Below are 25,727 nucleotides of genomic sequence, written 5' to 3'. Positions count from 1 at the left end.
TGAATTTTAATTATTGAACAAAAAATGAAAAGACTCATCTTATTTTTCACATTCATCACAAGTATTTCAGTTATGGCTCAAAACGGAAAAGCGACCACTATTAAAAAAACTTTTAACCGCACGACTACCATTAGCCAAACCATTAATGCGGAACCAGCTATTATTTGGGCTTTATTGACCAATGCTTCAGATTATCCGAAATGGAATTCTACAGTTATTTCTATTGAAGGTGAAATTCAGGATGGAGAGAAAATCAGACTTAAAAGCACATTAGACTCCACACGTACTTTTAAACTTAAAGTCAAAGAATTTGTTCCAAATCAAAAACTTGTTTGGGGAGATGCAATGGGGCAAAGAACCTACACTTTGGAACAAAAGGATGGACAGGTTCTATTTACCATGACTGAAAAAATTGGAGGATTTATGTTTCCATTGTTTGCCAATAAAATTCCTTCTTTTGATGCATCTTTTGAGCAGTTCACACAAGACTTAAAGAAAAAAGCAGAGTCTTAATAAACTTCATTTACCAGACAAAAGATGAAAACCATCAACGTTAAAAAAGGAACGATTCTTCAACATGAAGGAGAAGTAAATGACAAAGTATATGAAGTGATTTCAGGATTATTAAGAAGCTATACCATTGATGAAAAAGGGAAAGAGCATATTTTCATGTTTGCACCTGAGGGATGGATTATTGCAGACTCTGTTCCGGTCAGTCAACCCTGTGAATTCTTTATTGAAGCGTTAGAAGATTCTACCATAAATGTGAGAGATAAAGAATTAAATACCGCAAGTGGAAATATTGAAGCTATCGCGAATCGCATGTTAGTCCTTCAAAAACGTATCATCATGTTGATGAGTTATTCAGGGCTACAACGCTATGAACATTTCATAAAAACATACCCCAGTTTAACGCAACGTGTATCCCAAAGAATGATTGCATCTTATCTGGGTGTCACTCCCGAAGCACTCAGTAAAGCCAAGGGTGATAAAATCCGCTCTTCGTCTTAATCCTTAATATTTATTAATGCACAGCTTTTAACCCCAAAATACTTTTGGCTTATTAATAATCAACAAATTAAGAAGTCATGAAAGCATATATGCTAGCATTTGTAAGAGTAAACGATTTGGACACTTTTAATAGAGAGTATATCGAAAAAGCAGTTCCAATTGTAGAACGTCATGGAGGAGTTACTGTGGCCGTAGATGAAAACCCAAGCACGATTGAAGGGGAAGTTCCTGGTGGTCGTGTGGTGATTGTAGAGTTTGATTCTAAACAAGCTGCTGAGGATTTTTATAATGATCCTGATTATCAACCTATCAAAAAATGGCGCCAACAGGTGAGTGAAAGTGATTCTGTCATTTTCGAAAAAGGATTTTAATCTGAAATCAATTTCATGAAAAGCCATTTCTTATTAGAAGTGGCTTTTTGTTTTACATAACCCTACTGTTACATATCTTTAGACGCAAATTCAACCAAGTGAATTATCAGGTTATTCCTCCCAATCAAAAACTCCAAAACTACATCAGTCATTTTTGGGTAGCTTCCTGGGATAATACTGTTCAAAAGCCAAACACCACCCACTATTCCATCGCCAGTAGTTTAACCGAGATCACTTTTGCTTTTGAAAGTTCAAATCAAAATGCGGAGCTTCTATTTTCGGTGATACAAGGTCATACCCATCTACCTGCTCAGTATCATGTAACGGGGTTTTATCATCTCATTGGTGTAGCCTTTTATTCATATGCTATTCCTCTGCTATTTAATATTCCTTCGTCAGACCTAAATCAAGAGTTTATCTCTCTGAATACATTTTTAGGTTCGGAAGGAGATTACCTAAATGATCAATTAGCTACAGCTGAAAGTACAGCGAAGCGAATTCAAATCTTATCTAATTACTTTGAAAACCGAATCAATCATCAGAAATTAAAAGATCCATTAATCGCCAATGCTATTAGTGAAATAAAAAAGCAGAATGGAGCGATAAAAATTGAATTATTAGCAGATCAACATCACCTTTCGCATAAACAATTCAATAGGCGATTTAAAGAGTTCTCTGGATTCAATCCTAAACTATATTCCAGGATTTTGCGCTTTGAATCTATGTTGAAGAGTTTCCCTGGTCATAAAACCCTCACCGAAGTCGCTTATGAAAATGGGTATTTCGATCAGTCCCATTTTATTCATGATTTTAAATCGTTTACGGGATTCAGTCCCCAAGACTTTTGGAAACTAAATCAATAGATGTCCATTTTTTACAATTCATCTAATCGGATACATTCTAATCTTGTATCCTCAGATGAATATATAAAAGATGAACGCAAAACAAATTTCAAAGGCCACAGGGAGCCTTATCCTTTTGGGCATGATAGCCGGTATTTTTAGTGTAGCACCGGCTATTGATTCAACCGATTATCTCACTCTCGGAGCAGCAAATTTCAACCAGGTGATCCTTGCTGCTATTTTTCAATTACTCATGTCATTAACATATATGGGGATCGCCATCCTACTATACCCTATCATTCGAGGTTTTAATACCCATCTGTCTCTTGGATTCTTAAGTTTTAGAATCATTGCCGTAACCTTATCCATTGTGGGGACGCTTCTTTTATTATCCACACTTATTTTGAGTCAAGATTTCACAGCTCAATTACCATCAACAAACATAGCTCGCTATGAAATCATCGGTCATTTACTAAAATCTATGAGAGACTATATTAATCATGTTTTTATGGTCGTTGTTTTATGTCTTGGAAACATATTTTTATACCTCACATTTATTAAATCCAAACTAATTCCCCGTTGGCTCTCTATTTTCGGAATCATCAGTTGCAGTTTATCCGTTTTAGCCAGTTTGCTCGTCTTATTTGGGAGAATGGATATTATAACTCCAGAGTATTTATTGCTAAATGCACCTACCGGAATTCAAGAACTCACTCTCGCATTCTGGTTAATTTTCAAAGGACTCAATTATTCAAAATAAAAAACACCCTCCTTAATAATTGAGGAGAGTAGGCTTTCCAAAATAGTATTTAAATGCCTTTACAATTTTGGCAGCTCTTTATTTAAATATTGGATATCATCAGTTTGATGACACTGAATTTATATAAGACTTCGGGCTCATTCCTGTTTTCTTTTTAAAGAGTTTACTAAAACTCTGACGCTGTTCAAATCCTAAATCATAAGCGATCTCACTTATTGAACCCGATGAATTTAATAGTAAGTTTTTTGCTCTTTCAATCAGGTAATAGTGAATATGATCAATTGCACTTTTACCCGTTTCCTGCTTTAATAAGTCTCCAAGATAATTTGATGACAAGTGTAATTGATCCGCACAATATTTAACCGATGGCAATCCATTCTGTTTTGCCTGATCTGACTCAAAATAATCGATTAGTATCTCTTCAAACTGGACCACAATACCTTTACTATGGTGACTACGAGTTATAAATTGTCGACCATAGTAACGATTACAATAATTAAGTAAAACTTCAATATTTGAAGCAATTAAATCGTGACTGTAATGATCGAGTTTACCACTAAACTCCTCATAAATTGTTTGAACCACAGAATAAATGGTATTTTTTTCATTGTCGGATAAATGAAGCGCCTCATTCATATTGTATGAAAAGAAAGTGTACTCCTTCATTTTAGCGTTTAACGGACTTGAGCGAATTAATTCCGGGTGAAAATACAATCCCCAGCCCTCCATAAAAGCTTCTTTTTCAATATCGGTTACAATACTCATCTGTTCGGGAGCCATACATAAAAGAGATGCCTCTGAAAAATCATAATCTTTTCGTCCATAAATAACCCCAGCTCCCTTGACTTTCTTTAGGGCAATAGAATAAAAACCAAAAATTTTGCGTGTACCACTTTTAATAGCGTTCAAATCAATTTTTGAAAAATCGATCAACGTTATTAAAGGATGTGTCGGTTTATCAGAATACCCATAAAACTCATGAAGTTTACCGACAGAATTTATTTTAACCGTTTCGCTCATACACTTTGTCTTTAGAATATCTAAATTACGATGTTTTCTTCAACACTTAGTTTACATCTCCAATTAGATATATTCAGTTATACGATCCTCCTTAATTTCTTAATAGGTAACAACTTTAAAATCTCACCACCTTAATTTTTGGATTAGGGCAGTGAGACTTTTTAATGAACTACGTTTTTTACCCTGCAAAATTTGGTTGACCATTTGAAGCCATTACTCCTCCATCTACAGGTAAAATTGCTCCATTGATAAAGCTTGCGTCTTCACTTAAAAGGAATGCGATTGGAGCAGCAATTTCCTCTGGTTTAGCAGCTCTACCTAATGGCATACGATTCTTGATTTTAGCCATCATTTCGTCACTCTCTGTTACAAATGAAGCCATATCCGTATCTGTCAAACTAGGGGCAACAGCGTTAATACGTATACCTTGCGCTCCTAATTCAAGGGCTAAAGAATGTGTGAAGTTCGTCACCGCCCCTTTAGATGCACAGTATGGACTAAAATTCCAATCTCCACGAACTCCAGACACTGAGGATACATTCACAATTGATCCCTTTACCTTCTTTAAATATTCGATAGACATGTTAATGGTATTAAAGACCCCTTCTACGTTTATTGCCATTACCTGTTTCCAGTCTTCAATTGATACATTACCGATAGGACCACCTGCAACTACTGCCGCATTATTAATAAGGCCATCCAAACGACCAAACTTTTCAAGGTGGGCGTTGATTAATCTATTGACGTCATCACGATTGGTCACGTCTCCTTGTACCGCAAGAGTTTGATTGGGTTTTGAGATGTCCGAAATAACTTCTTGAAGTTTGGCTTTTCTACGACCAAAAATGGTTACAGCCCAACCATCTTCTACGAGTCTTTTAGCTGTGGCAGCCCCCATTCCTGTACCTCCACCTGTAATAATTGCTGATTTCTTAATTTCAGTCATAATTTTCGTTTTGTTATTAAACATTTAAGTCAAATAGTTGATCTTTCACTACCATTCGATCCTCTTTAACTCACTGTGACAAAAGTAGATTGGGAGATATTGGGGCACGAAGCCATTTTACGGAATTGGGAAGTCATATTACAGATTACAATTAAAAATTGAATGTCATTTGAACAACCTGCGGTTTTAACCAGACTGGAGTCCATTATTTGGCTATAGATCCTTCTACACTCATATTTTTTGATTTTAAAACATTTATACAATATGAAATAATTCTGTTTTAAGTTAAGACATAAAAAAGCCCTCCCTCCCCAATGATTGGGGAGGGAGGGCTTTTTTTAATAGTATTTAAATGCATTTACAATTTTGGAAGCTCTTTATTTAAATATGGTGCTCCCTTCATATTTAATACACGCTCAATAGCTACCAGCTTTTCATTGATTGTTTGCAATTGCGCGATCATAGCTTTCAACTCTTCCTTCGCAATCGCATAGTCGTTTCTTTGAATCTGCGTGCTTTCATTTTGATTTGAATAACTACTCCAGGCTGCAAGCCCTACTCTATCCATAGTACTTGGCTCAATCTCAAATTGATGTTTCCCCAGGGTTTTGTCGCCATATAGTTTGATACTCATGGCTTGCAATTCTACTTCTAAATCATGTAATGATTTTAGCGCGCTCATATCACCATTGGTAGAAACTCTTGCTGCGCCTTTAGCAGCTTTTACTCGTTCGCTTACGTTTTTATAATACTGATTTACCCCATTTGCAGCTCTATCCAACGCATTTAAATCACGTTGGAAAGCAATTAGTTTAGCTGGATCTGTTTGTAAAGTATTTAAGTTTAAAACCGTTAATTCAAATGGATGATTTTCTACAAGAGTTGTCACCTCATCATTTACATTTAAAATCAAGCTTACAGAATAGTTTCCTGGAATAGCTAAATATGCCGAACCGGTTTTACTTAATGGTGAAGCAGAGTTATTCACATTAAACTCACTCCATTTACCATCCCACATCGCTGCTTGAACTCCAGCTTGCGCTACTTTTGTGAATCTTTTTACTTCCTGACCAGTTGCATCTTTAATCACAAAGATGAAATATGGAGCTTCTTCCACATCTTCTTTTCTTAACGCCTCTTTAGTTGGGTACACTACATCGGAACCATTTTTACGTGCTTCTGATTCTGCACTTTGTCTGGCTGCTTTTGACGTTTTAGGAACATCTTTTACAAAATAAGTAAAACGTGCCCCCATTGCCGGGTTTTTACCTACCCAGAAAGAAGCGCCTTGAAATCCCGTTCCCTGATATCCATATTTACTATCATAAATGAATGTCAAACCAGGTCTATTGTTAAAGAATACCGCGTCTTTACCTTTCGCTTCTGCGTTGATTTCTCTCAATGCAGAGTAATCATCCAACACCCAGAAACCACGTCCAAATGTGGCCAACACCAAATCATTTTGTTGTCTTTGAATATCGATATCACGTACCGCTACTGTTGGTAAACCACCTTTTAACGGCAACCAGTTAGCGCCACCATCTACAGTCACAAATACACCAAATTCAGTTCCAGCAAAAAGTAATTTTGGATCTTTATGATCTTCCGCAAGACTATATACAGAACCTCTCTCAGGTAATCCATTGGTCATTTTTACCCATGACTTTCCTTTATTTTCAGACTTATAAATGTATGGTTTGAAATCTCCACTTTTGTGATTATTAAATACCGCATACACCACATTTTCATCATGTAATGACGCCTTTACATCATTCACATAAGTCCGTTCCGGTACTTCTTTGATCCCTTCAATTTTTCGCCATTCTCCACCATCATTTTCAGTCACCTGAATTAATCCGTCATCTGTTCCGATGTAAATCAATCCTGCTTTTTTAGGTGACTCTGAAAGCGCCACGATGTTTCCGTAAATAGTTGTTGAGCGGTTTTTCATTACCACATCCACACTTGGTACGCTTCCCATGATTTTCATGGTATTACGATCTAATTGTCTGGTTAAATCCGGACTAATGGTTTGCCAGGTATTTCCGCGATCATCACTTTTAAATAGTTTGTTCGCTGCGAAGTATAATCTGGTTGCTTTATGTGGACTCACAATTAATGGAGCATCCCAGTTCCAACGATATGCTGGTTCATCTTTTCCAGGTTGTGGTTGGATTGGTACTTTTTGTCCTGAGGCTTTATCATATCTCACCAACCATCCGTATTGTGCCTGCGCATATACAATGTTTGGATTTTCAGGATCAGAAGCAGATTCAAATCCATCACCTTCATTGGTCACATACCAATCGTAGTTATCAATTCCTGATTTCTTTCTTGTACTTGAAGGACCTCCTAAACTAAAGTTATCTTGTGTTCCTCCATATACACCATAAAATGGTACATTGTTATCTGTAACCACTTTATAGAACTGCGTTACCGGTAAATTCGGGAAATATTGCCAGTTCTTTGCATTATCAAATGTCTCATACATTCCACCATCACACCCCATATAGTAATGATCTGTGTTTGTTGGATCAATCCACATGCAATGATTATCCACGTGCTTGTTTGTCTCTCCTAATTTTTTAATCGTCTTACCTCCATCATACGTTACATGTGCCCAGGTATCCATCATAAACACTTTGTTTACATCTACCGGGTCAGCATATAATTCCTGATAATAGTTTCCACTGGTCTTGTATTTATTTACTTTATTCCAGCTCTCTCCTCTATCCGTTGATTTGAAAAATCCACCTGCTTCATTTTCCGCTTCTACAATCGCGTATAAAATATCCGGATTTACTGGAGACACAACCATTCCGATTCTACCCATTTTTCCATTTGGTAATCCACTGGTCAATTTACGAAATGACTTCCCACCATCAGTACTTTTGTACATCGCAGAACCAGGTCCACCACCTACATAAGTCCATACTTTACGCATTCTTTGGTGCGCAGTTGCATAAATCACATCTGGGTTTCTAGGATCAAAATGCACCTCATTTACTCCTGTGTATGGATCGATTTCCAGGATCTTATTCCAGGTTTCTCCACCATCTTCAGTCTTGTATAGACCTCTATCTCCACCTTCACTCCAAAGTGGTCCATATGCAGCTACATAAACCACATTTGAATTTCTTGGGTCCACTTTAATCATTCCGATATGCTCTGAATTTTCTAATCCCATTTTTTTCCAGGATTTTCCACCATCACGAGAACGATATACACCATCACCATAAGCTACGGAACGCTGATTGTTATTTTCCCCGGTTCCTACCCAAACCGTATGTGGATTGTTAGGATCTAATGTTACACAACCAATAGAATATGAACCTTCTCCATCAAAAATCGGATTAAAGGTCACTCCGGCATTTTGGGTTTTCCATACACCTCCAGAAGCAGAAGCCACATAAAACTCCGATACATTTTCCGGATTTACGGCCATATCAATTAATCGACCGGAAGTTAAAGCCGGGCCAATCTCTCTAAACTTAAAAATCCCTAAATCTTCTTTAGCCACCTGAGCTAACAACATTTGAGGGATACATAAAATGGCCAGCGCCATTTGTATCATATATCTTGTTCTCATAATTTAATTTTGAAAGTCATCAAAAATAATGGAGATCAAAGCATTTACAAATGATATTTGTTACGGATGTTCGGATTAAATAATAAACAGTTTTATGGGTTTATAAGATTAAATCCAATAAATCATCTTTAGGTAAAAACTTCCCTCTGGATAGATTCGACAAGAGAATAATAGCAATATCCTGCTCCGGAATTCGAATAAAATAGGATCTGTAACCTCGCCACCAACCTAAATGGTAAATGATTCTAGGATAATTTTCTCGTTCTTTCACAATACGCCACCCCAAACCATAACTTCCATTTTTATAATTAAAATCAGACCTCGGAGCATACATATTTTGAATACTCGCAGAATCCAATATTTCTCCGGATTGTAAAGCCAAATGTAATTTGAGTAAATCTTCGGTACATGAATACACCCCCTTATCTCCGGTAACTCCATTCAAATAATAATCGGGAATGTGCCAACGTTTATTCTCACTTCCTATAGCCAGATTTGGAATACTACGCATATCCATATCACTATACACCTGAGTTTTTGTCATCCTTAATGGGGCAAATATTTTTTCATCTAACAAACTACCGAACTCACGTCCGGTAACCTTTTCCGCAATTGCTGCCAAAAGAAAATAATTGGTATTACAGTAATTAAACTTCTTGTTAACCGGATAATATGGCAATGGTTGTTTTACAATAAAACTATCCAGCAGGTTATCATTACAAATTGGAATATCCTGGTCTAGCCATAACGAATCAGTGATATACATATAATTGCTCAATCCCGATCTATGGCTTAGAAGCATTTCAACTGTAATTCCATCATAAGGGAAACGCTCCAAAATGTGCGATACGGTATCGGTTAAGTTTAATTTACCTTCTTCTACCAATTGCATAATGGCAATTGCTGTTATGGGTTTCGATCCTGACGCCAATTGAAAAACACAAGAATCATTCAAAGGTGTTTCCTCTATATAGTTACTCACCCCATAACTCGATTGGAACATTTTGCCTTCTTTATAAAACAAAACATTCCCATTAAAAACTCCGGCTCTGAGCTTAGATTGAAAATACTGATCAATCTGTTTTTTAATTATTGTGTCAAAACTTTTAAATACCGGCTCAATGAAAATTTTCTCTTCATCCGTATCTTGCATTTGTTTTTGAGTTGATTCACCAGAGCAAGCACTAATAAAAACAAATAAAACCAAGAATATCCCTGTCCAAAATTTCATGGCGGCAAAAGTAAAATCATTAATAAGCCCACAAAATTTGAGGTTAAAAATACCAGACTTCTTACCTTTACAGCCAATTTTTTAAGTCACCATTTGTGTCAAATAAACTTTTTAAACGGGACGTTTTAGGAAACCTCATCCTATTTAAGAGGATTCTCTTTATCGCTTTTGGCGCGGTAGCCAACACCAGATTTAAACACCTGTTTACAGTCAAGTTACACGGAACTGAAATCATCCGTCAACTACCGATGCGGAACGTTTTATTTGTTTCAAATCATCAAACGTATTTCGCAGATGTGACAATGATGCTCATCGCGATTTCTAGCGCTAAAAACGGTTTTAAAGATAAATTAGGTCCGCTTTATCACCTATTAAACGCCAACTTCAGAGTGTATTTCGTAGCGGCTAAAGAAACCATGAAGAAAAGTGCTTTAACCAAAGTAATGACCAGAGCTGGTGGTATTTTGGTCCAACGTACCTGGAAAAAAGAAGGAAAAGCGACCAACCTAAAAGTAGACACCACAGATTCTGATACCATCGGTGATGCGTTAACAGATGGATGGGTAATTACTTTTCCTCAAGGAACGACAACACCGTATGTAAGAGGTCGAAAAGGGACTGCACACATCATCAAAAAACATAAACCTGTAGTTATTCCTGTTGTCATTGATGGTTTTAGACGATCATTTGACAAGAAAGGGCTTTTAGTAAAGAAAAAAGGTTCTACAATCAGCATGACATTTAAACCCGCATTGAATATCAATTATGAAGATGATGTTGATACGATTTTACATCAGGTAATGTATTCAATTGAGCAAAGTGAGGAATTCTATCCTGAAAAATTAAAAAGGAAACTCAGAAACGGTACGGCAGAAAAAAAGCCTCAAGTCTGAAACAAGAGGCTTTCACATTAACCCGAACCCTCAGGTAATAACCCTTAGATTATTATCCAAGAAAAATATATGATACAAATATGCCGCATCTTTGGAATGCGAAATGTTGGATGCACGACATTTTTCGGTATAGACGGTTTTAAAGCCTAAAAGCTGATATTTCTATGACAAAAGGAGGTCGTTTGCTTATAAATCCGGGAAATATTCTTTCCCCAAAATTTCTTTTTGCTCCTGATTTAAATGTTCTAGAATTCCACTTTTCTCAATCGGGTAAGCCGAAAAAGTTCCAAATCCCTTTGCGATAAATTTATCTGCGCCCTGTAATTTGATATCTCCTTCTGCAATAATCAGACGATTCCCTTTTTGTATCACCTTCCCCTCACCAACTAAAATATCTCCAAGTCTGGCAGGAGCCAAATAGTTGATCTTAAACTCGACCGTGGAAACCAGCTTCCCATCTTCACAGGACATCGATAAAGAAGCTACTCCTAAAATAGCATCCATCATAGCAGAGAGTACACCTCCATGAATCGCAATTGGAGTAGCCAAATGCTTTTCCTGAACGGGCATAATGTATCTAATATGCCCAGGACCTATTACTTCCAGATCCAATTCATTCAGGGTTCCATACTTATTAATGCTGTTGTATAGTCGTAAAATCTTATGCATGCCGCCAAAATTAGAATTTTAGCTGTAATTCCTTCGGTATTTTTTGTTCGACTTATTATTCCGAATCACAAGGCTTTGACTACATTCGCGCTATGAGCGCACCCAAAAAAAGAAAAGATATTTCGCATATATTAATGCGATTGAATCCGAAGCAAAGAGCTGAACTCTTTGCATACATGGATACTTTTTTGAAAGATCAACGTAGAGAACGATTACATTCTGTACTAGACAATCGAACAAATCACTTTTGTGTGGCGATTGAAGATTTGTTTTATGAAAGAAACTCAGGTGCCATTATTAGAACCGCAGATGGCTATGGAATTCAAAATATCCATGTGATCGAACCACGCGACTCTTTCAAATCTAAGGTCACCAATATCATTTCCAAAGGAGCTGAAAAATGGGTCACTAAAACGCAACATGATGATGTAGATAATGGTGCCAAAATGTGCATTGATCATTTGCGTAGTCAAGGCTATCAAATTGTTGCAACATCTCCACATAAAGATGGACATACCATTCACGATTTCGATATTTCTAAGAAATCCGCATTCTTTTTAGGCGCTGAAAAAACAGGAATTTCGGATTTTGTGATGGAAGAAGCAGATACTTATATCAGTATGCCTATTTATGGGTTCACTGAAAGTTATAACGTATCAGTCGCCAATGCTATCTTACTTCATGAATTAATCAACCGATTACGTAAAAGTGATATCAATTGGAAATTATCAGAATCCGAAAGACAAGATTTATTATTAGATTGGACAATGAAGTCCATCGTAAGTTCTGATATGATCGCTGAAAAATTTATAGCAGATCAGGGTTGGGAATTAAACGATTAGAAAAAAGCCGCAATCTAAACCGATAGATCACGACTTTCACACCCCTACTATATGTTTACGATTTTTCCTTTAGGATACTTTACATCATATTCTATTCTCCAGGTCAAATGTTCACCCGGTTTAAGTACTTTTTTCCACTTTAATATTCCTGTTTCTTCATTGTAATCTGCGCCTGCCAGTTCTTCAACCGTTACTACAATTTCTTTTCTTTTTGAAACCGGAATTCGATCATAAATTTCTATCTCCACTTCACTCTTTCCATTATTTCGAGCTGTGATTTCATACACCTGTTTCTTCTTAACGCTCTTCACCGTCTTTTTCGTAGTTGATAATCCTGAAATCTTTTTCTGCTCCACTACCACACTTTGATCTCTCCCTAAAGAAACTTGTAATGTATCATCCAGCGTGTGAGTCAAAACAAAGGTTTTTCCCACATAAGTATTGTTATAAAACAAAGTCGCATTTCCAGGAATTAAATCATATGAACCCCAATCATAGATGGAAGCAGTCAGGAATGACTCTCGTTCTTTTCCCGGTACAGAATAATGATTAAAACTCGCTGGAATTGAGATTTGCTTTATAAAAACCTGTTTTGGGTTTTGATGACTAAAAATGGTGTAATTATTCTCAATATCATAGGTCGTATTCAAGGCATTGAACACCAATTCACCAGTAGCATACTTAGGTTGTGAAGGTGTATATGTTCTATAATAATTAGGTGGAATTGAAGAAACCCTCATTCCATCAATATAATAATAGTTTGCATCTGTTCTTGCTCCAATAGCTAGATACCCGGAACCTCCATCAGCAGAATATACACCCGCTGTATTTTTCGCTACGTCAGTAGCTGATCTAACCGCCATGTTTTGAAAATCCTCTTCTACATAAGTTCCATTTACCGATGTATTTCCTTTATCAATTAACTTATTATGATATTCCGTCAAAGAATAAGAGGAATAATAATCCAAATACCATGGGCGCACTTCCGGTTTTTGACTGGTCAAATTTGCTTTAGTGGTTGATAATTCCAACCTGACCTCATCCCATTTCACTCCGGTTTCCTGACTCACCAAAGCATTATAATCTACTTCAATTTCATCCTTCCCGGTTGTTGCTTTAATATTATAAATAGGAGTCCAACCCGCCATTGGTGTATAGAATCTACACTTCAATAATGCTTTGCTCTTGAACTCCGAATTGATCTCAACAATAACCCTCCCCACCTGTTCGAATTTGGATTGCTCAATTTTATCCAATTCAGACTTCAGTCTACGTTCCTGAATCATAGTAGAGTCTATTCTTTTCTGATTTCTTAATTTCAAAACACCAATATCTCGAAACCTTTCACGATAATAATTAGCCATTTCGTTTATTTCTGTAACACTAAATCCATGATCATTCGACAAACTATTATTGAGTAAAATCATTGCATACTCTTCATAAAGCGCTTCTTTTTCTTGTTTTAAGATAAATAACGCATCACTAACAATTTCTAAAGAATCTTCTATCAATTCCTGTGCTTTAGGTTTTGTTTTTTGGTAGGGAAAGAATAATTCAAACTTCATCGATAGAATTTCAAAATCTCCCAAACCACCTATTTGCAATGTTTGCACATCCACGGTCGTGGTTAAATTATCAATGATCAAAGTATTCAGTCCTTTTCTTAAATCCACCTGAGCGTTTCTGTGAATCACCGCTCCTTTGGGATAAACTGTAATTTTTGAGATTTCACTTTCTACAATGTTTTGACCTTCTTTGGCATAGAGTATTAGTGAGGTCATACAGATTAGAGTTAACAACATTTTTTTCATAGCAACACGATTAAGATTAATAATTACAGGGTATTTCAATGGGCACTTATATACACGTAGGATTCCATAGAAAAATTGGGTTATCGATTTTATGCCATAAAAAAGGGACTGAAATCAGTCCCTTTTTTTGATTATAACTAACAATCCTTACAGATTGATGCTAGCGCCTTTTGGATACTTGACCTCATAATTGAATCTCCAACTCATTCGTTCACCCGCAGGAATGGTTTTCGTCCATTTTAAAATACCGGTTTCTTTATCTAACTCCGCCCCTGCAATGTCTCCAATCGTAACTTCAATCTTATCGATTTTAGAGACAGGTACACGATCATAGATCACTATAGTGATCTCTTCTCTATTCGTGTTTTTTACAGCTAATTCATAAGTAAATGTCTTTTTAATATTGCTTCCAATCTTTTTATGCGAACACAAATCCTGCACCTTATCTCTGGTTAATTTTACTCCCTGATCTCTTCCCAAAGAAATCTGTAAGGTATCATCAGTTGTATTCGAATATATATACGATCTACCTACGTAAGTATTGTTATAAAACAGTGTTGCATTCCCTGGTACTAAATCATAAGAATCCCAATTCTCAATAGATGCCGTTAAGAAGGCTTCTTTTTCCATACTTGGCACAGAATAATGATTAAACATTGCTGGAATCTTTATGTTCTTAATAAATACCTGTTTCTGCGTATTATTACTCACCACAGTATACTTCTGATCAATCTTGTAAGAAGTATTCAATGCATTCATCAAAACACCTGCTCCCACAAAATTGGCATCCTTCCTTTTCTCTAGTTTTTTATATTGTCCATCATTATAATATACATTTCCAGCTTCTGGTGTAGCCTCCATATCCTCCTCTACTTCAACCTGAGCTGTCCCGTAAGACCAGGCATAGGTTCCCTGCGCTTTGGCTCCTTTCTGATAAAAGCTCAAATACCATGGATGTAATTCTGGTTTCTGATTATTGTAAGTAGGTCTTGAAGTCGATAGAACCAAGTCCACTTTGTTCCAATCCAATCCGGTATTCTGATATACCAATGCGTGATAATCTACATCAATATTCTCCTGATCTGATTTAGCTTTAATATTATACTTCGGTTGCCATCCAGCTAAATGTGTAAAATACGAAAAGTTAAATGTAGCAGATGTTAAAGTCTTACTAGAAGTCTCTACCAGAATGCGTCCTACTTTTTCATACTTATAATTATTCATACCAGCTAAAGTACCTGAGAGTCTATTCTCTTCTGCGATTACTTTGGTTCGTTCATTTTTATTTCTCAACTTTTCTTTACTGATCTCATTCAATCTCGATCTGTAATATTTTGCCATTGCATTTAACTGTTCTACAGATACACTAGAGTTTGCCCCTGAAATTTTTTGATTGGCTAAAATCATCTGTCTTTCCTGATCAAAAGCTTTGTCTTCAGCTTCTAAAAGATAGCGTTGATCTCTATACATTTTTAAAGAGTCTTCAATCAATTCGATTCCTTTTGGTTTCGTTGTTTGGTACGGATAGAAGTGTTCAAACTTCACGGATAGAATATCGAAGTTTCCTTTGCCTTCAACTTGTATGGTATTTGGATCAATGGATGCAGTTAACGCATCCAATACAATGGTATGTGTTCCTGTAGGAATCTTAACGTTTACTGTTCTGTTCACCATAGCTCCCACCGGATAAACGGTTACATTAGAAATCTTACTTTCTACTATCTTTTTTTCAGCAAATGCATGGGTAAACAAAAAGAATAAAAAACCAAAAATCAATGCCTTTTTCATACTCAGATTATATTTTAAGTTCGGTTAGCCAAAAAACATGCCGTTTCGAAAAAGCGCGATTTTCAGCTCTTATATCAAACTATAAAAATAGCATTTGACACTTCAAATAAAACGAGATTTATCCAGCTTTTAACGAAAAAAAACACCTTCATCACAAAAAATGGATACACCCTAATCAAAAGCTTTACTTTCGTACCAAATTGAAAAAACTATGTCAAAAAAACCACTAATTCTGGTTACCAACGATGATGGTGTTACAGCCAAAGGAATCAACTCACTTGTAGAAGTTGCAAAGAAATTTGGAGATGTTATTGTAGTTGCTCCAGACAAGCCTCAATCGGCTATGGGTCATGCAATCACCATCAATTCAATTTTACATGTAAATGAAGTTTCGGAAAATGGAAATGTCAAAACTTTAAGTACCAGTGGTACTCCAGTGGATTGTGTAAAATTAGCGGTAAATGAGATTCTGGATAGAAAACCGGATTTAGTAGTTAGCGGAATTAATCACGGTTCAAATGCATCTATCAATGTCATTTACTCAGGGACCATGTCTGCTGCAGTTGAAGCGTGTATTGAGGGCATTCCTGCGATAGGGTTCTCTTTGTTAGATTATAGCGCAGATGCCGATTTCACCGCTTCAAAACATTTTGCTGAACTTATTATTCCTCATGTTTTAAAAAATGGACTTCCTTCCGGAATCTGTTTAAATGTAAATATTCCGAAGCTACCTTTAAGCGAAGTGAAAGGTATCAAGGTATGTCATCAGGCCAATGCCAACTGGGAGGAAAAGTTTGATAAAAGAACCAATCCTAGTGGACATGTATATTACTGGTTGACTGGAGATTTTGTAAACTATGAAGTTGGAGATGACACGGATTTATGGGCCTTAGATCATGGATATGTGTCAATAGTTCCTACGCAATTTGATATGACTGCCCACAGTTCAATTAAGAATATGACAAAACTTTTTAATCATGTTGGAGAAAGATAAAATTTGGGTCGGCTTAGTCATTGGTACATTGCTTCCATTGGCAATTTATACCATCTTTATTTTGGGAATGGATATGGCCGATCGATATGTTTCTAGTGAAATCAGTGAAAAATTCCAATTGGTGCTTATTGCTGTCAACGCTATTGTAATGAGACAATTTATGATTAAACGTAATCAGGATAATATTGGAAAAGGAATTTTGATTGTGACCTTCCTGGGCGTCATGTTACATATGCTGTATTATTATACGGATATGTTTAAATATTTATAATTGATTTAATACCCATGAAATACTTTTTAATAGCAGGGGAAGCTTCCGGAGATTTACATGGAAGTAACCTCATCAAAACTCTAAAAAAAGAAGATCCGAATGCTGAGTTTATGGCCTGGGGTGGTGACTTAATGGAGCAATCCGGAGCTAAAATCTTGAAGCATTATAAAGATTTGGCATTCATGGGTTTTTTAGTTGTTCTTCAAAACATCAGAACAATTTTGAATAATGAAAAACTTTGTAAATCTCAGATTGCGGAGTTTCAACCCGATGCTGTGATCTTCATAGATTACCCGGGGTTCAATTTACGCATCGCGAAATGGGCCAAGAAAAACAATTTTAAAACACTTTACTATATCTCTCCTAAAGTGTGGGCATGGAAACAAAGTCGCGCATGGAAAATCAAAAAGACGATTGACAAAATGTTTGTCATTTTTCCATTTGAGGTTCCATTCTATAAAAACTACGATTATGATGTGGAGTTCATAGGTCATCCTCTTATGGATGCGATTGATCAATTCCAAAATGAGAGTCAATCATTTAAAGATTTCACAAAAGAAAATCAACTTGGAGATAAACCGATTGTAGCTATGTTACCTGGAAGTCGTAATGATGAAATTCGTCATATGCTACCCGTAATGTTAGAAACTGCTAAACAATTCCCGGAATATCAATTTGTCATTGCCGGAGCTCCTTCTCAAAAAACAGAATTTTATCATCATGTAGCTGGAACAACTGATTTACCTATTCTTTTTGGTAAGACGTATGATCTTTTGCATCATAGTACAGCCGGGTTAATCACCTCTGGTACCGCCACGTTAGAAGCAGCATTGTTCAATGTACCTCAAGTGGTTTGTTATAAGGGAAATTCTATTTCATATGAAATCGCAAAAAGACTCGTAAAAGTCAAATACATTTCATTGGTAAACCTGGTTTTAGATGCCGAGGTGGTTAAGGAGCTTATACAAGGGGATCTTACCGTTCAAAAAACATCTGCAGAACTAAAGTTAATCTTAAAGAATCCTGATTATCATACCAAAATGATGAACGAATATGTGGCGCTTCGAAAAGCACTTGGAAATCCTGGTGCTTCGGAAAGAACCGCAAAAATGATGTTAAAATATTTGCAATCTTAGAATGGATTTTTGAAAATATTATTTTTGGCATCATTTTCAGGTTTTTAGTCCCATATGACACAACGTTTCATCTTACTTTTTCTCTTCCTGAGTTCATTCTTTGCAATTGGTCAGCAAAGAGAACATCTCGTTTTAGGGCTGTTTTGGAATGAACGCCCGCAAACCATTATTGTTTCTGTACGTGGAGGTGAATACAAGTTAATTGCAGATGGCAAACTTGAAATTCCATTTGGAACCAGTGATATGTTCCATATCAGTACAGATGGTAAAAAAGTCAAAGTCAAAAACTTAAGTACAACTTTTGGTTCGTTTAACAAAGTAGAGATCATTGAAGTTAATGATACCAGTAGCTTAAATATCAAGTCCAGTAAACCCAAACTACCTAATCGGGTGTATGAAGATAATTTTAGAATCTATGCGTCAGAAAACAGACTTAAAATTCTAAACGATGCCAAACTAGCAAACTATGTTGCAGGAGTGGTTCAATGGGAATCCGGTAATGGAAATGATCTGGAATACTATAAAGTACAGGCCATCATCACCAGAACTTATGCGCTAAGAAATATCAACAAGTATGAATCGGAAGGATTCAATCTTTGTGACCGAGTAGATTCTCAGGTATATAAAGGCCGCACAAAAAACAAGGATATTCTGCGTGCAGTAAAAGAAACCAAAGATCTGGTTTTAGTGGATGATCATATGAACTTAATCTCAGCAGTTTTTCATTCTAATTCAGGTGGGCAAACGCATAATTCTGAAGAGGTTTGGACACGTAAAATGCCATACTTAAGATCAGTTGAGGATACCTTCAGTATCGGTCAACCCCATTATCTATGGGAGAAAAAAATTAGTATTGAAAAATGGCTGGGGACATTTGAAACAAAGTATCATGTAAACGTAAAAGACCCAAAAATTAGAGAATATCTTTTAAGCTACTGTCCAGTGAAACGTCAGAACTATTTTCTACCTAAAGACACCATCAAGTTGACTACCGTACGTTCCAGATTTGGACTACGTTCTACCGACTTCTGTGTTAAAACAGAAGGAGACAATGTAATCATCGAAGGAAAAGGTTTTGGTCATGGGGTCGGCTTATCTCAAGAGGGAGCTATGAAAATGGCTTTGATGGGGATTCCATTTGAAGACATTTTAATGTTCTATTACAAAGACGTCCATCTTGTTAATCTAAGCACAATGGACCTTTTAGAATCCGGGCAATAGACATCTAATTTCATATTCTATTTATTTTCATTAATTTAGAGTCATGTCTTGGCTCAATAAAGTACCCTTAATCCGGCTACTCATTCCTTTTTGCATAGGAATTATAGTATCGTTTTATTACCCTAATCAGGTATTTCCATTTTTGTATACCATCGTTGGTCTTTGGGGATTTCAAATCGTTTATCTATACTTTTCGAAACTTGGGACCCAATATAAAAGTAGATGGCATTTCGGCATATTTTGCATTTCCTTGTTTTTTGGAATAGGCTATTTTCTAGCCAACAGTAAAATTGAAAAATTCAATTCAGATCATTTCTCTCATCAACCTTCTGCCCAAATTCAATCCTATATAGGCCGCGTCATTTCCGAACCTGAAATCAAGGGCAAATCGATCAAAACCACTTTAGAAATCATCCAAATAAAAGATGATTATAATTGGATTCCGGCTTCTGGTAAATGTTTGGTTTACATTCAAAAAGATAGCTCAGTACATATTTCATTTGGAGACGTACTCTCCTTTAAATCCCACCCTCAAGAGATTGATCCTCCTCAAAACTTTAATGAGTTTGACTATAAAAGATATCTCGCACATCACTACATTTATCATCGAATTTATCTCCAATCGGATCAATTTACAACTTCACCCAACAATGATTTCTCCATAAGAGATCTATCAATTCTGATAAGAAATCAATTACTTCAGAATTATATAGATTTTGGTTTACAAAACGATGAACTGGCTTTAATCAGTGCTTTAACTTTAGGTAAAAAGGATACTCTCAGCACCGACATTAAGCAAGCATATTCCAGTGCAGGAGCGATGCATATTCTAGCTGTTTCCGGACTTCATGTAGGCATTATTCTTATGATAATACAGTTCTGTTTTTCCTGGCTAAAAAAACTCCAACATGGTTCTCATATTCTATCTATGTTATTAATACTTAGTGTTTGGGGCTACACATTCATTTCCGGATTATCTCCTTCAGTACTTAGAGCTGCGACCATGTTTTCTTTTCTAATTCTAGCACGACTACTAGATAAAAAGAGCAATGTCTATAACACGCTTGCGCTATCCGCCTTTGCCATTTTATGCATTCGACCTTATATGCTTTTGGAAGTAGGCTTTCAACTTTCATATTTAGCTGTAATCGGGATACTATATTTATATCCTTTCTTATATCAACTACTTACTTTTAGATACACTTTATTGGATAAAGCATGGAGCATTACCTGCGTCTCAATTTGTGCCCAAATCGCGACAGCACCTTTAGGAATTCTATACTTCCATCAATTCCCTTCTTACTTTTTGCTTTCGAATCTGGTCATCATTCCTGCTGGTTTTCTTTTAATCTCAATTGCGATCTGTTTTCAGTTATTTCACGGGATCCCTTTTATTTCATCTGTTCTATCTGAAATACTTTATCATAGTATTTCTATACTAAATCAATTTGTAGCCTTCATTCATGATCTTCCGAAGGCGCTCATTCAAGGGTTAGATATCTCTGTTTTAGAAACCTGGATCATTTATTTACTCACCATTTCAGTTATTATATGGTTCACTCAGTTTAAACCTAAATTCGTGATTTATACTTTGATTTTTCTATGCTGTATTACAATAACCCAAACCATAGAAAAATGGGAGCAACTACATCAAAATGAAATCACCTTCTATCATACAGGCAAACAATTTTCAATGGAGTTTAACTCGGGTTATCAAAACACATTTTACGGTTCGAGGAGGCTCACTAAAAATACAGAACAAATGCAATTTTTTGTTTTCCATCATTGGTGGTCTAAGGGGCTAAATATTTTTAATTCAAACATTAAAACACATCAATCTCCAGTGTATGAATTTGGAAACACCAGAATTCTCTATATTGATAAAAATCAGTTGTACTCACCCCAACAAATCAAAGCTTTTCAACCTCATCTCATTTATGTAAACACCAATAAGGAAGTAGAATTCCCAACAACTGGTCTAGAAACTACACCTAGCATCATTGCTGGCCCATTCGTAAAAAAATACACGAGGATTCAGCTACAAAAGGTCTGTAAGAAGAATAAATGGAAACTCTTTTCTTTAAGTGATGTCGGAGCAATCAAGATCAAATTAAATGAGCAACAAGAACCAGAATTATTTACCACCAAAAACCTCGCTAAATGAAAAAGTTTCATCCAAACGCACACCTTTTTCAGTATGTTTTAGAGTACATAATTCATTTACAGAATCATGTTCAAAGAAGATCATGTACTTATTATCTGCAACAGATTTTAAGAACTTCTCTTTTTCAGTCAGAGTCAGTAACGGACGTGTATCATATCCCATGACATATGGCAATGGAATATGTCCTGTTGATGGTAACAAATCAGCAGCAAATACAATCGTTTGGTCTTTGTATTTAATATGCGGAATCATCTGCGCATCCGTATGGCCATCCGCAAATAAAATATCAAATCCCAATTCTGAGTCTTTTAAAAAATCACCTTCAGATCTTTGAATAAAATTTAATTGTCCACTTTCCTGAATCGGTAAAATGTTTTCTTTTAAGAATGATGCTTTCTCTCTGGCATTAGGTTCAGTAGCCCATTTCCAATGCCTCTCATTGCTCCAGAACTTTGCATTTTTAAATGCAGGTAGAAGCATGGTCCTATCCTTATTCCAAACGACACTTCCTCCACAATGATCAAAATGTAAATGCGTAAGAAATACATCTGTAATATCATCTTTATGATATCCTAACCTCGCCAGATTTCCATCTAAAGAATCATCTCCATTTAAGTAATAATGGCTAAAGAATTTATCGTCTTGTTTATCCCCAATACCATTATCAATTAATATCAAACGATCACCATCTTCAATCAACATGGAACGCATCGCCCAGTTGCATAGATTATTCTCATCTGCCGGATTGGTTCGCTCCCACAGTTTCTTTGGAACTACCCCAAACATAGCGCCTCCGTCTAGTTTAAAATTCCCGGTATTTAATGGATAAATTCTCATATGATCATCTTTTAATTTAATCTGTACTCACCTCTTTTTACCAGGTGATATACTTTTCCTAAATAGGCTAAGAACTCCGTAAAAGTCTTTACTGCTTCTATCGTTTCCGGATATACATCCTGCTTTTTCATTTTCAAAGTCATCACTCCGTAAATTCCATTCAAAGCCAACTCAATTGGATTCAAAGTGGCTCCAGAAGATTTCTGAGAAATCTCTACTAAATGTGAATTTGCGGCATCATACTTGGATTTGTACTTGTCGTTGGTTTGATCACTAATCAGTCTGCTATGCAAATATGACAGCTCGCCTATAATATCAATCAACTCCTGAAGGTGACCTCTATCCTCGATATTATCCTGTTCCATTTTATGTACAATCTCTTTGTACCAGGACATTAGTTCTTTCTTCTCTTCATCCTTCAACCCGGAAGGGTCAATAATCGCAGACTTTATTAAGTCCAGATTTAATTGACATGAACGTATCACATCTTCGGTGTGGTACATATACAGCAAATATTCAATGATATTCTCAGAACGCTTTTTATCTGCTTCTAACATATTTATTCCGCTGATTTTTCAGTTGTATTTTGCTCAGCGTATTCCGCGTTTAAACCTTCCAATACCGCATTGGTAATATCTAAACTTTCATGCGCCCAACGTATAATTCCCAAATTAGAATTACTCAAAACCATTTCATAAGGTTTGTCTTCACAATACCTATCTAAAAACTCATTAATGGCGCGGTCAATGTCACGATTATAACTTTCTTCTAACTCATATAATTTACGCGCATATTCCTCTTGCTTCATTTGAAACTTATCTTGGGCTTCATACAAAGCTTTTTGTCTAACCTGTCCTTCGAACTGCGTTAAAGTACTCGCTTCTCTTTGGAACTTTTCCATATCTGCACGAAGTTTAGATTCCTTTTGACGCAATAAACCTTCATATTTTAATTTTTGGGCTGTAAGTTCATCTCTTAAGAATATTGCATACTCATACTGCCCCATAATCGTATCAGAATTGATCATTGCAACCACTCTCATCTTTTGTCCTTCTTCAACAACCGGCTTTTTTTCTTCAACAACAGGAGCTACTTCATTTGGCTTCGCCTCTTCTTTATTTGTCTCACAAGCCACCATCACAACAGACAGTAATCCAATCCCTACTAATGCTCTATATCCTCTAATTCTCATAATAATTCTTGACCTTAAAGTTTCTTGCGAGCAAATGTAAATGATCAAAATAAAAAAGCCCTCACCTTTCGATGAGAGCTTTAGGGGATTTTATACTTTTTTAATGTTCTACTACACTGGCATACTTTCTAGTATACCTTATCAAAAATCTCACTTACGATCTTAAAAAACCTTGGTTGATTCACGTGTGAAACGTCATCATCTGTAGGATATCCCCATCCTACAATTTTCAGCGGTTGACCATGCTCTGAGATGATCTCTAACTTCACTAAATGATGGGTACTTGAATCAATCAACACATAACGTTCTGTTTCAATATACCTATCCAGATCTGATTTTGATTCTTTGATCGCATCGGTTACCCGATACCCTTCTCCCAAATAAATCTCTTTAACATAATCAAATAAGAAATAAAATTCATCCAATTTAGTATCGATCGTTTGTCGAATACAAAAACTATTATCTTCATAATCAAAACGCATACTTTGTTCTTCCTCTTCCAGAAGCTGAGTATGTCTGATTTCTTCTAAAGTTTTTGTGATACCACCACCATATAACCAATTGGTATAACTAATTTGTTCTAAAGCAGTTCTTTCTAATGGGAGTCTCAAAACAGACTCTTCACCAAAGCGATTTAATCGCTCATCATCTCGACTCGAGAATATGGTTGTAAAAAAGTTTTCTATTTGTGCGATCATTTTGTAGTAGGTTTACCACAAATAAAAAGTGAATCGACAAAAGAGCAAAGTCAATGTGTTTAACCATAATTGCATTATTACATCCGGAATTAAATAAAAATTCAATTCCATAAAAAAAGGATATCTATGTTTAGATATCCTTCGTGCAATTACTATGGTTTATTTTTAATAAATAGAAATTATTGTTCCGCCAAACTCTTGTCGAATACCACCCGGATCTACCACATCGGCTTTCCAAATAAACATCTCACCGGAAGGTGCAATGGTACCATTCACTCTTCCATCAAATTGAACGTTAGGATCTGATGTTCTAAATACTTCTTTGTGATTTCTATCATACACCACTAATTCAAAGTTGTAGTACCCTGTGGTCAAAGACTTAGGGAACCACTGATCATTGGTGCCATCACTGTTGGGGCTGAAGCTATTTGGAGCTAATAAATTGTATTCTTTCTCATTGGTATATCGTTGGTAACTTGTCCAGAAACATCCGTACTTATTCATTACCCTCAACGATACTTCATAATCTTTTTGTTTGCGGAAAGTATGTGCGACACCTTCTGCGCGTACTTTATGTCCATCTCCCAGATCCCATGAATAATATTTCTCGCCACCTGTATTGGCCGAAAAATAAACCACCGGAATCGCACCACGCTCTATGTTTTCAATATAAGAGAATTGCGCATCAGGTTTCGGGTGTACCGTCACATGAGCAGATTTTGCATATTGATTTAAAGAAGGGATATAAGCTTTGATTTCATAATCACCATCTGTTAAATATGTATACTTCAATTCAGAGCCTTCAAACGTCTCTCCATTTCCAAGATGCCATATGATATCTTCGCTTTCTAAACCATCTAATGTTCCTGTTAACTCTACACCTGCACATATGGTTTCTTTAGCTAAAAGAACTTGAGGAACATCTACAGTTGATTTTTGATCCTCAGTGGATTCTTCAACCGCAATACTATTTTCTGTTTCTTCAGCAGTTTCAGTTACGCTTTCTTTTTCTTCAATTGGTTCCACTTCTTTTACAGTCGTAGACGCCAATGTTTTTTGTTTTGATGAACTGTCATCAGAACCTTTTACCTCATCATTCTGAATTTCTTCTTCTGTTTTAGGTGCTTCTATTTCATTTGAAATATCAATAGTTTCTTTTTCATCTTTCACTACTTGTTCGGTAGAGACTGATTTACTTTCAACTAATACTTCAGATTGTTGAGCTGCCTCAGGTGTTGTATCTTGATAAAAATATACACCCAAACCAATAACCATTACTGCTACAGCTGATAATCCCCATTTCACAGAAGAACTTTGGGCTCCACCACTTTGATTTAACTGGCGCTCCAATTTGTCCCATTGACTTGCGTCATACGGTACCTCGTGGTTCTCCGCAGCTTTTCGTAATTGCTCCTCGAATGGATTTAATTTATTTGACATT

The 25,727-nt window shown here is 36.1% G+C and carries 24 protein-coding genes; 12 read left to right on the top strand and 12 right to left on the bottom strand.

What is annotated here, in order from left to right; genetic code table 11:
- The first annotated feature begins 72 nt into the window (after nucleotides 1-72).
- From KFE94_11090 to KFE94_11070, 5 genes are all read left to right on the top strand, one after another.
- On the top strand, nucleotides 73-513 hold the full coding sequence (locus KFE94_11090; protein ID UTW68259.1) for an SRPBCC domain-containing protein: 441 nt from the start codon (nucleotides 73-75) through the stop codon (nucleotides 511-513).
- A gap of 24 nt (nucleotides 514-537) precedes the next feature.
- Nucleotides 538-1,011: a Crp/Fnr family transcriptional regulator gene (locus KFE94_11085; GenBank protein UTW65217.1), complete on the top strand. Its 474-nt coding sequence runs from the start codon at nucleotides 538-540 to the stop codon at nucleotides 1,009-1,011.
- 77 nt (nucleotides 1,012-1,088) lie between these two features.
- Nucleotides 1,089-1,382: a DUF1330 domain-containing protein gene (locus KFE94_11080; GenBank protein ID UTW65216.1), complete on the top strand. Its 294-nt coding sequence runs from the start codon at nucleotides 1,089-1,091 to the stop codon at nucleotides 1,380-1,382.
- 98 nt (nucleotides 1,383-1,480) lie between these two features.
- Nucleotides 1,481-2,245 carry an AraC family transcriptional regulator gene (locus tag KFE94_11075; GenBank protein ID UTW65215.1) on the top strand — a complete coding sequence of 255 codons (765 nt, stop codon included), beginning with the start codon at nucleotides 1,481-1,483 and terminating at the stop codon, nucleotides 2,243-2,245.
- 70 nt (nucleotides 2,246-2,315) lie between these two features.
- Nucleotides 2,316-2,984 (top strand): DUF4386 domain-containing protein, encoded by a 669-nt coding sequence (locus tag KFE94_11070; protein ID UTW65214.1) that lies wholly within the window; start codon nucleotides 2,316-2,318, stop codon nucleotides 2,982-2,984.
- Between the two features lie 99 nt (nucleotides 2,985-3,083).
- Here KFE94_11070 and KFE94_11065 read toward each other — a convergent pair whose 3' ends face one another.
- The 4 genes from KFE94_11065 to KFE94_11050 all read right to left on the bottom strand — a co-directional run bounded on the left by KFE94_11065 (nucleotide 3,084) and on the right by KFE94_11050 (nucleotide 9,770).
- Nucleotides 3,084-4,004, bottom strand: coding sequence for an AraC family transcriptional regulator (locus tag KFE94_11065; protein UTW65213.1), 921 nt, complete (start codon nucleotides 4,002-4,004; stop codon nucleotides 3,084-3,086).
- Nucleotides 4,005-4,182: 178 nt separating this feature from the next.
- Entirely contained in the window at nucleotides 4,183-4,950 is a 768-nt protein-coding gene (locus KFE94_11060) for an SDR family oxidoreductase (protein ID UTW65212.1), read from the bottom strand.
- Between the two features lie 358 nt (nucleotides 4,951-5,308).
- Nucleotides 5,309-8,539 carry a glycosyl hydrolase gene (locus KFE94_11055; protein UTW65211.1) on the bottom strand — a complete coding sequence of 1,077 codons (3,231 nt, stop codon included), beginning with the start codon at nucleotides 8,537-8,539 and terminating at the stop codon, nucleotides 5,309-5,311.
- A gap of 100 nt (nucleotides 8,540-8,639) precedes the next feature.
- A complete protein-coding gene (locus KFE94_11050; GenBank protein ID UTW65210.1) occupies nucleotides 8,640-9,770 on the bottom strand; it encodes a beta-lactamase family protein in 1,131 nt (376 codons plus the stop codon).
- Between the two features lie 95 nt (nucleotides 9,771-9,865).
- Between KFE94_11050 and KFE94_11045 the strand changes: the two genes are divergently transcribed.
- Entirely contained in the window at nucleotides 9,866-10,663 is a 798-nt protein-coding gene (locus KFE94_11045; protein ID UTW65209.1) for a 1-acyl-sn-glycerol-3-phosphate acyltransferase, read from the top strand.
- 186 nt (nucleotides 10,664-10,849) lie between these two features.
- On the opposite strand, the gene KFE94_11040 is transcribed toward KFE94_11045, so the two are convergent.
- Nucleotides 10,850-11,332 (bottom strand): PaaI family thioesterase, encoded by a 483-nt coding sequence (locus KFE94_11040; protein UTW65208.1) that lies wholly within the window; start codon nucleotides 11,330-11,332, stop codon nucleotides 10,850-10,852.
- Nucleotides 11,333-11,466: 134 nt separating this feature from the next.
- Between KFE94_11040 and KFE94_11035 the strand changes: the two genes are divergently transcribed.
- Nucleotides 11,467-12,174: an RNA methyltransferase gene (locus KFE94_11035; protein ID UTW68258.1), complete on the top strand. Its 708-nt coding sequence runs from the start codon at nucleotides 11,467-11,469 to the stop codon at nucleotides 12,172-12,174.
- Nucleotides 12,175-12,221: 47 nt separating this feature from the next.
- Here KFE94_11035 and KFE94_11030 read toward each other — a convergent pair whose 3' ends face one another.
- Nucleotides 12,222-13,955, bottom strand: a complete 1,734-nt coding sequence (locus KFE94_11030) for a DUF4139 domain-containing protein (protein UTW65207.1) — start codon at nucleotides 13,953-13,955, stop codon at nucleotides 12,222-12,224.
- A 177-nt stretch (nucleotides 13,956-14,132) separates the two neighbouring features.
- Nucleotides 14,133-15,773 (bottom strand): DUF4139 domain-containing protein, encoded by a 1,641-nt coding sequence (locus KFE94_11025; GenBank protein UTW65206.1) that lies wholly within the window; start codon nucleotides 15,771-15,773, stop codon nucleotides 14,133-14,135.
- A gap of 211 nt (nucleotides 15,774-15,984) precedes the next feature.
- On the opposite strand from KFE94_11025, the gene surE reads away from it, so the two are divergent.
- From surE to KFE94_11000, 5 genes are read left to right on the top strand one after another with little or no spacing between them, the layout of a single operon-like run.
- On the top strand, nucleotides 15,985-16,767 hold the full coding sequence (gene surE, locus KFE94_11020) for a 5'/3'-nucleotidase SurE (GenBank protein UTW65205.1): 783 nt from the start codon (nucleotides 15,985-15,987) through the stop codon (nucleotides 16,765-16,767).
- Nucleotides 16,751-17,038: a hypothetical protein gene (locus KFE94_11015; protein ID UTW65204.1), complete on the top strand. Its 288-nt coding sequence runs from the start codon at nucleotides 16,751-16,753 to the stop codon at nucleotides 17,036-17,038. The genes surE and KFE94_11015 overlap by 17 nt, the downstream gene beginning before the upstream one ends.
- Nucleotides 17,039-17,052: 14 nt before the next feature.
- Complete coding sequence (lpxB, locus tag KFE94_11010; GenBank protein ID UTW65203.1) at nucleotides 17,053-18,174, top strand: lipid-A-disaccharide synthase; 1,122 nt, start codon at nucleotides 17,053-17,055, stop codon at nucleotides 18,172-18,174.
- 54 nt (nucleotides 18,175-18,228) lie between these two features.
- Nucleotides 18,229-19,395, top strand: coding sequence for a SpoIID/LytB domain-containing protein (locus KFE94_11005; GenBank protein UTW65202.1), 1,167 nt, complete (start codon nucleotides 18,229-18,231; stop codon nucleotides 19,393-19,395).
- 43 nt (nucleotides 19,396-19,438) lie between these two features.
- Nucleotides 19,439-21,559 (top strand): ComEC/Rec2 family competence protein, encoded by a 2,121-nt coding sequence (locus KFE94_11000; GenBank protein UTW65201.1) that lies wholly within the window; start codon nucleotides 19,439-19,441, stop codon nucleotides 21,557-21,559.
- Here the strand turns inward: KFE94_11000 and KFE94_10995 are convergent.
- The 5 genes from KFE94_10995 to KFE94_10975 all read right to left on the bottom strand — a co-directional run bounded on the left by KFE94_10995 (nucleotide 21,530) and on the right by KFE94_10975 (nucleotide 25,726).
- The gene (locus KFE94_10995) at nucleotides 21,530-22,396 is read right to left on the bottom strand and encodes an MBL fold metallo-hydrolase (GenBank protein ID UTW65200.1); all 867 of its coding nucleotides are present in this window, start codon (nucleotides 22,394-22,396) and stop codon (nucleotides 21,530-21,532) included. The genes KFE94_11000 and KFE94_10995 overlap by 30 nt on opposite strands.
- Nucleotides 22,397-22,407: 11 nt before the next feature.
- Complete coding sequence (locus KFE94_10990; GenBank protein UTW65199.1) at nucleotides 22,408-22,953, bottom strand: DUF4924 family protein; 546 nt, start codon at nucleotides 22,951-22,953, stop codon at nucleotides 22,408-22,410.
- Nucleotides 22,954-22,955: 2 nt separating this feature from the next.
- On the bottom strand, nucleotides 22,956-23,588 hold the full coding sequence (locus tag KFE94_10985; GenBank protein UTW65198.1) for an OmpH family outer membrane protein: 633 nt from the start codon (nucleotides 23,586-23,588) through the stop codon (nucleotides 22,956-22,958).
- A 128-nt stretch (nucleotides 23,589-23,716) separates the two neighbouring features.
- A complete protein-coding gene (locus KFE94_10980; GenBank protein ID UTW65197.1) occupies nucleotides 23,717-24,286 on the bottom strand; it encodes a hypothetical protein in 570 nt (189 codons plus the stop codon).
- Between the two features lie 165 nt (nucleotides 24,287-24,451).
- The gene (locus tag KFE94_10975) at nucleotides 24,452-25,726 is read right to left on the bottom strand and encodes a gliding motility-associated C-terminal domain-containing protein (protein UTW65196.1); all 1,275 of its coding nucleotides are present in this window, start codon (nucleotides 25,724-25,726) and stop codon (nucleotides 24,452-24,454) included.
- Between the last annotated feature and the right edge of the window lies 1 nt (nucleotide 25,727).

The sequence above is a fragment of the bacterium SCSIO 12643 genome (assembly GCA_024398135.1).
In the GTDB taxonomy this organism is placed as follows: domain Bacteria; phylum Bacteroidota; class Bacteroidia; order Flavobacteriales_G; family Salibacteraceae; genus CAJXZP01.
This window is presented reverse-complemented; position numbering and strand designations above follow the sequence as displayed.

What these genes read in the sequence shown, in the direction of transcription:
- KFE94_11060 (UTW65212.1), bottom strand. Translation starts at nt 4,950, where the DNA reads ATGACTGAAATTAAGAAATCAGCAATTATTACAGGTGGAGGTACAGGA.
- KFE94_11090 (UTW68259.1), top strand. Translation starts at nt 73, where the DNA reads ATGGCTCAAAACGGAAAAGCGACCACTATTAAAAAAACTTTTAACCGC.
- KFE94_11040 (UTW65208.1), bottom strand. Translation starts at nt 11,332, where the DNA reads ATGCATAAGATTTTACGACTATACAACAGCATTAATAAGTATGGAACC.
- KFE94_10985 (UTW65198.1), bottom strand. Translation starts at nt 23,588, where the DNA reads ATGAGAATTAGAGGATATAGAGCATTAGTAGGGATTGGATTACTGTCT.
- KFE94_11055 (UTW65211.1), bottom strand. Translation starts at nt 8,539, where the DNA reads ATGAGAACAAGATATATGATACAAATGGCGCTGGCCATTTTATGTATC.
- KFE94_11065 (UTW65213.1), bottom strand. Translation starts at nt 4,004, where the DNA reads ATGAGCGAAACGGTTAAAATAAATTCTGTCGGTAAACTTCATGAGTTT.
- KFE94_11005 (UTW65202.1), top strand. Translation starts at nt 18,229, where the DNA reads ATGACACAACGTTTCATCTTACTTTTTCTCTTCCTGAGTTCATTCTTT.
- KFE94_11035 (UTW68258.1), top strand. Translation starts at nt 11,467, where the DNA reads ATGCGATTGAATCCGAAGCAAAGAGCTGAACTCTTTGCATACATGGAT.
- surE (UTW65205.1), top strand. Translation starts at nt 15,985, where the DNA reads ATGTCAAAAAAACCACTAATTCTGGTTACCAACGATGATGGTGTTACA.
- KFE94_10990 (UTW65199.1), bottom strand. Translation starts at nt 22,953, where the DNA reads ATGTTAGAAGCAGATAAAAAGCGTTCTGAGAATATCATTGAATATTTG.
- KFE94_11025 (UTW65206.1), bottom strand. Translation starts at nt 15,773, where the DNA reads ATGAAAAAGGCATTGATTTTTGGTTTTTTATTCTTTTTGTTTACCCAT.
- KFE94_10995 (UTW65200.1), bottom strand. Translation starts at nt 22,396, where the DNA reads ATGAGAATTTATCCATTAAATACCGGGAATTTTAAACTAGACGGAGGC.
- lpxB (UTW65203.1), top strand. Translation starts at nt 17,053, where the DNA reads ATGAAATACTTTTTAATAGCAGGGGAAGCTTCCGGAGATTTACATGGA.
- KFE94_10975 (UTW65196.1), bottom strand. Translation starts at nt 25,726, where the DNA reads ATGTCAAATAAATTAAATCCATTCGAGGAGCAATTACGAAAAGCTGCG.
- KFE94_11085 (UTW65217.1), top strand. Translation starts at nt 538, where the DNA reads ATGAAAACCATCAACGTTAAAAAAGGAACGATTCTTCAACATGAAGGA.
- KFE94_10980 (UTW65197.1), bottom strand. Translation starts at nt 24,286, where the DNA reads ATGATCGCACAAATAGAAAACTTTTTTACAACCATATTCTCGAGTCGA.
- KFE94_11050 (UTW65210.1), bottom strand. Translation starts at nt 9,770, where the DNA reads ATGAAATTTTGGACAGGGATATTCTTGGTTTTATTTGTTTTTATTAGT.
- KFE94_11080 (UTW65216.1), top strand. Translation starts at nt 1,089, where the DNA reads ATGAAAGCATATATGCTAGCATTTGTAAGAGTAAACGATTTGGACACT.
- KFE94_11000 (UTW65201.1), top strand. Translation starts at nt 19,439, where the DNA reads ATGTCTTGGCTCAATAAAGTACCCTTAATCCGGCTACTCATTCCTTTT.
- KFE94_11070 (UTW65214.1), top strand. Translation starts at nt 2,316, where the DNA reads ATGAACGCAAAACAAATTTCAAAGGCCACAGGGAGCCTTATCCTTTTG.
- KFE94_11030 (UTW65207.1), bottom strand. Translation starts at nt 13,955, where the DNA reads ATGACCTCACTAATACTCTATGCCAAAGAAGGTCAAAACATTGTAGAA.
- KFE94_11015 (UTW65204.1), top strand. Translation starts at nt 16,751, where the DNA reads ATGTTGGAGAAAGATAAAATTTGGGTCGGCTTAGTCATTGGTACATTG.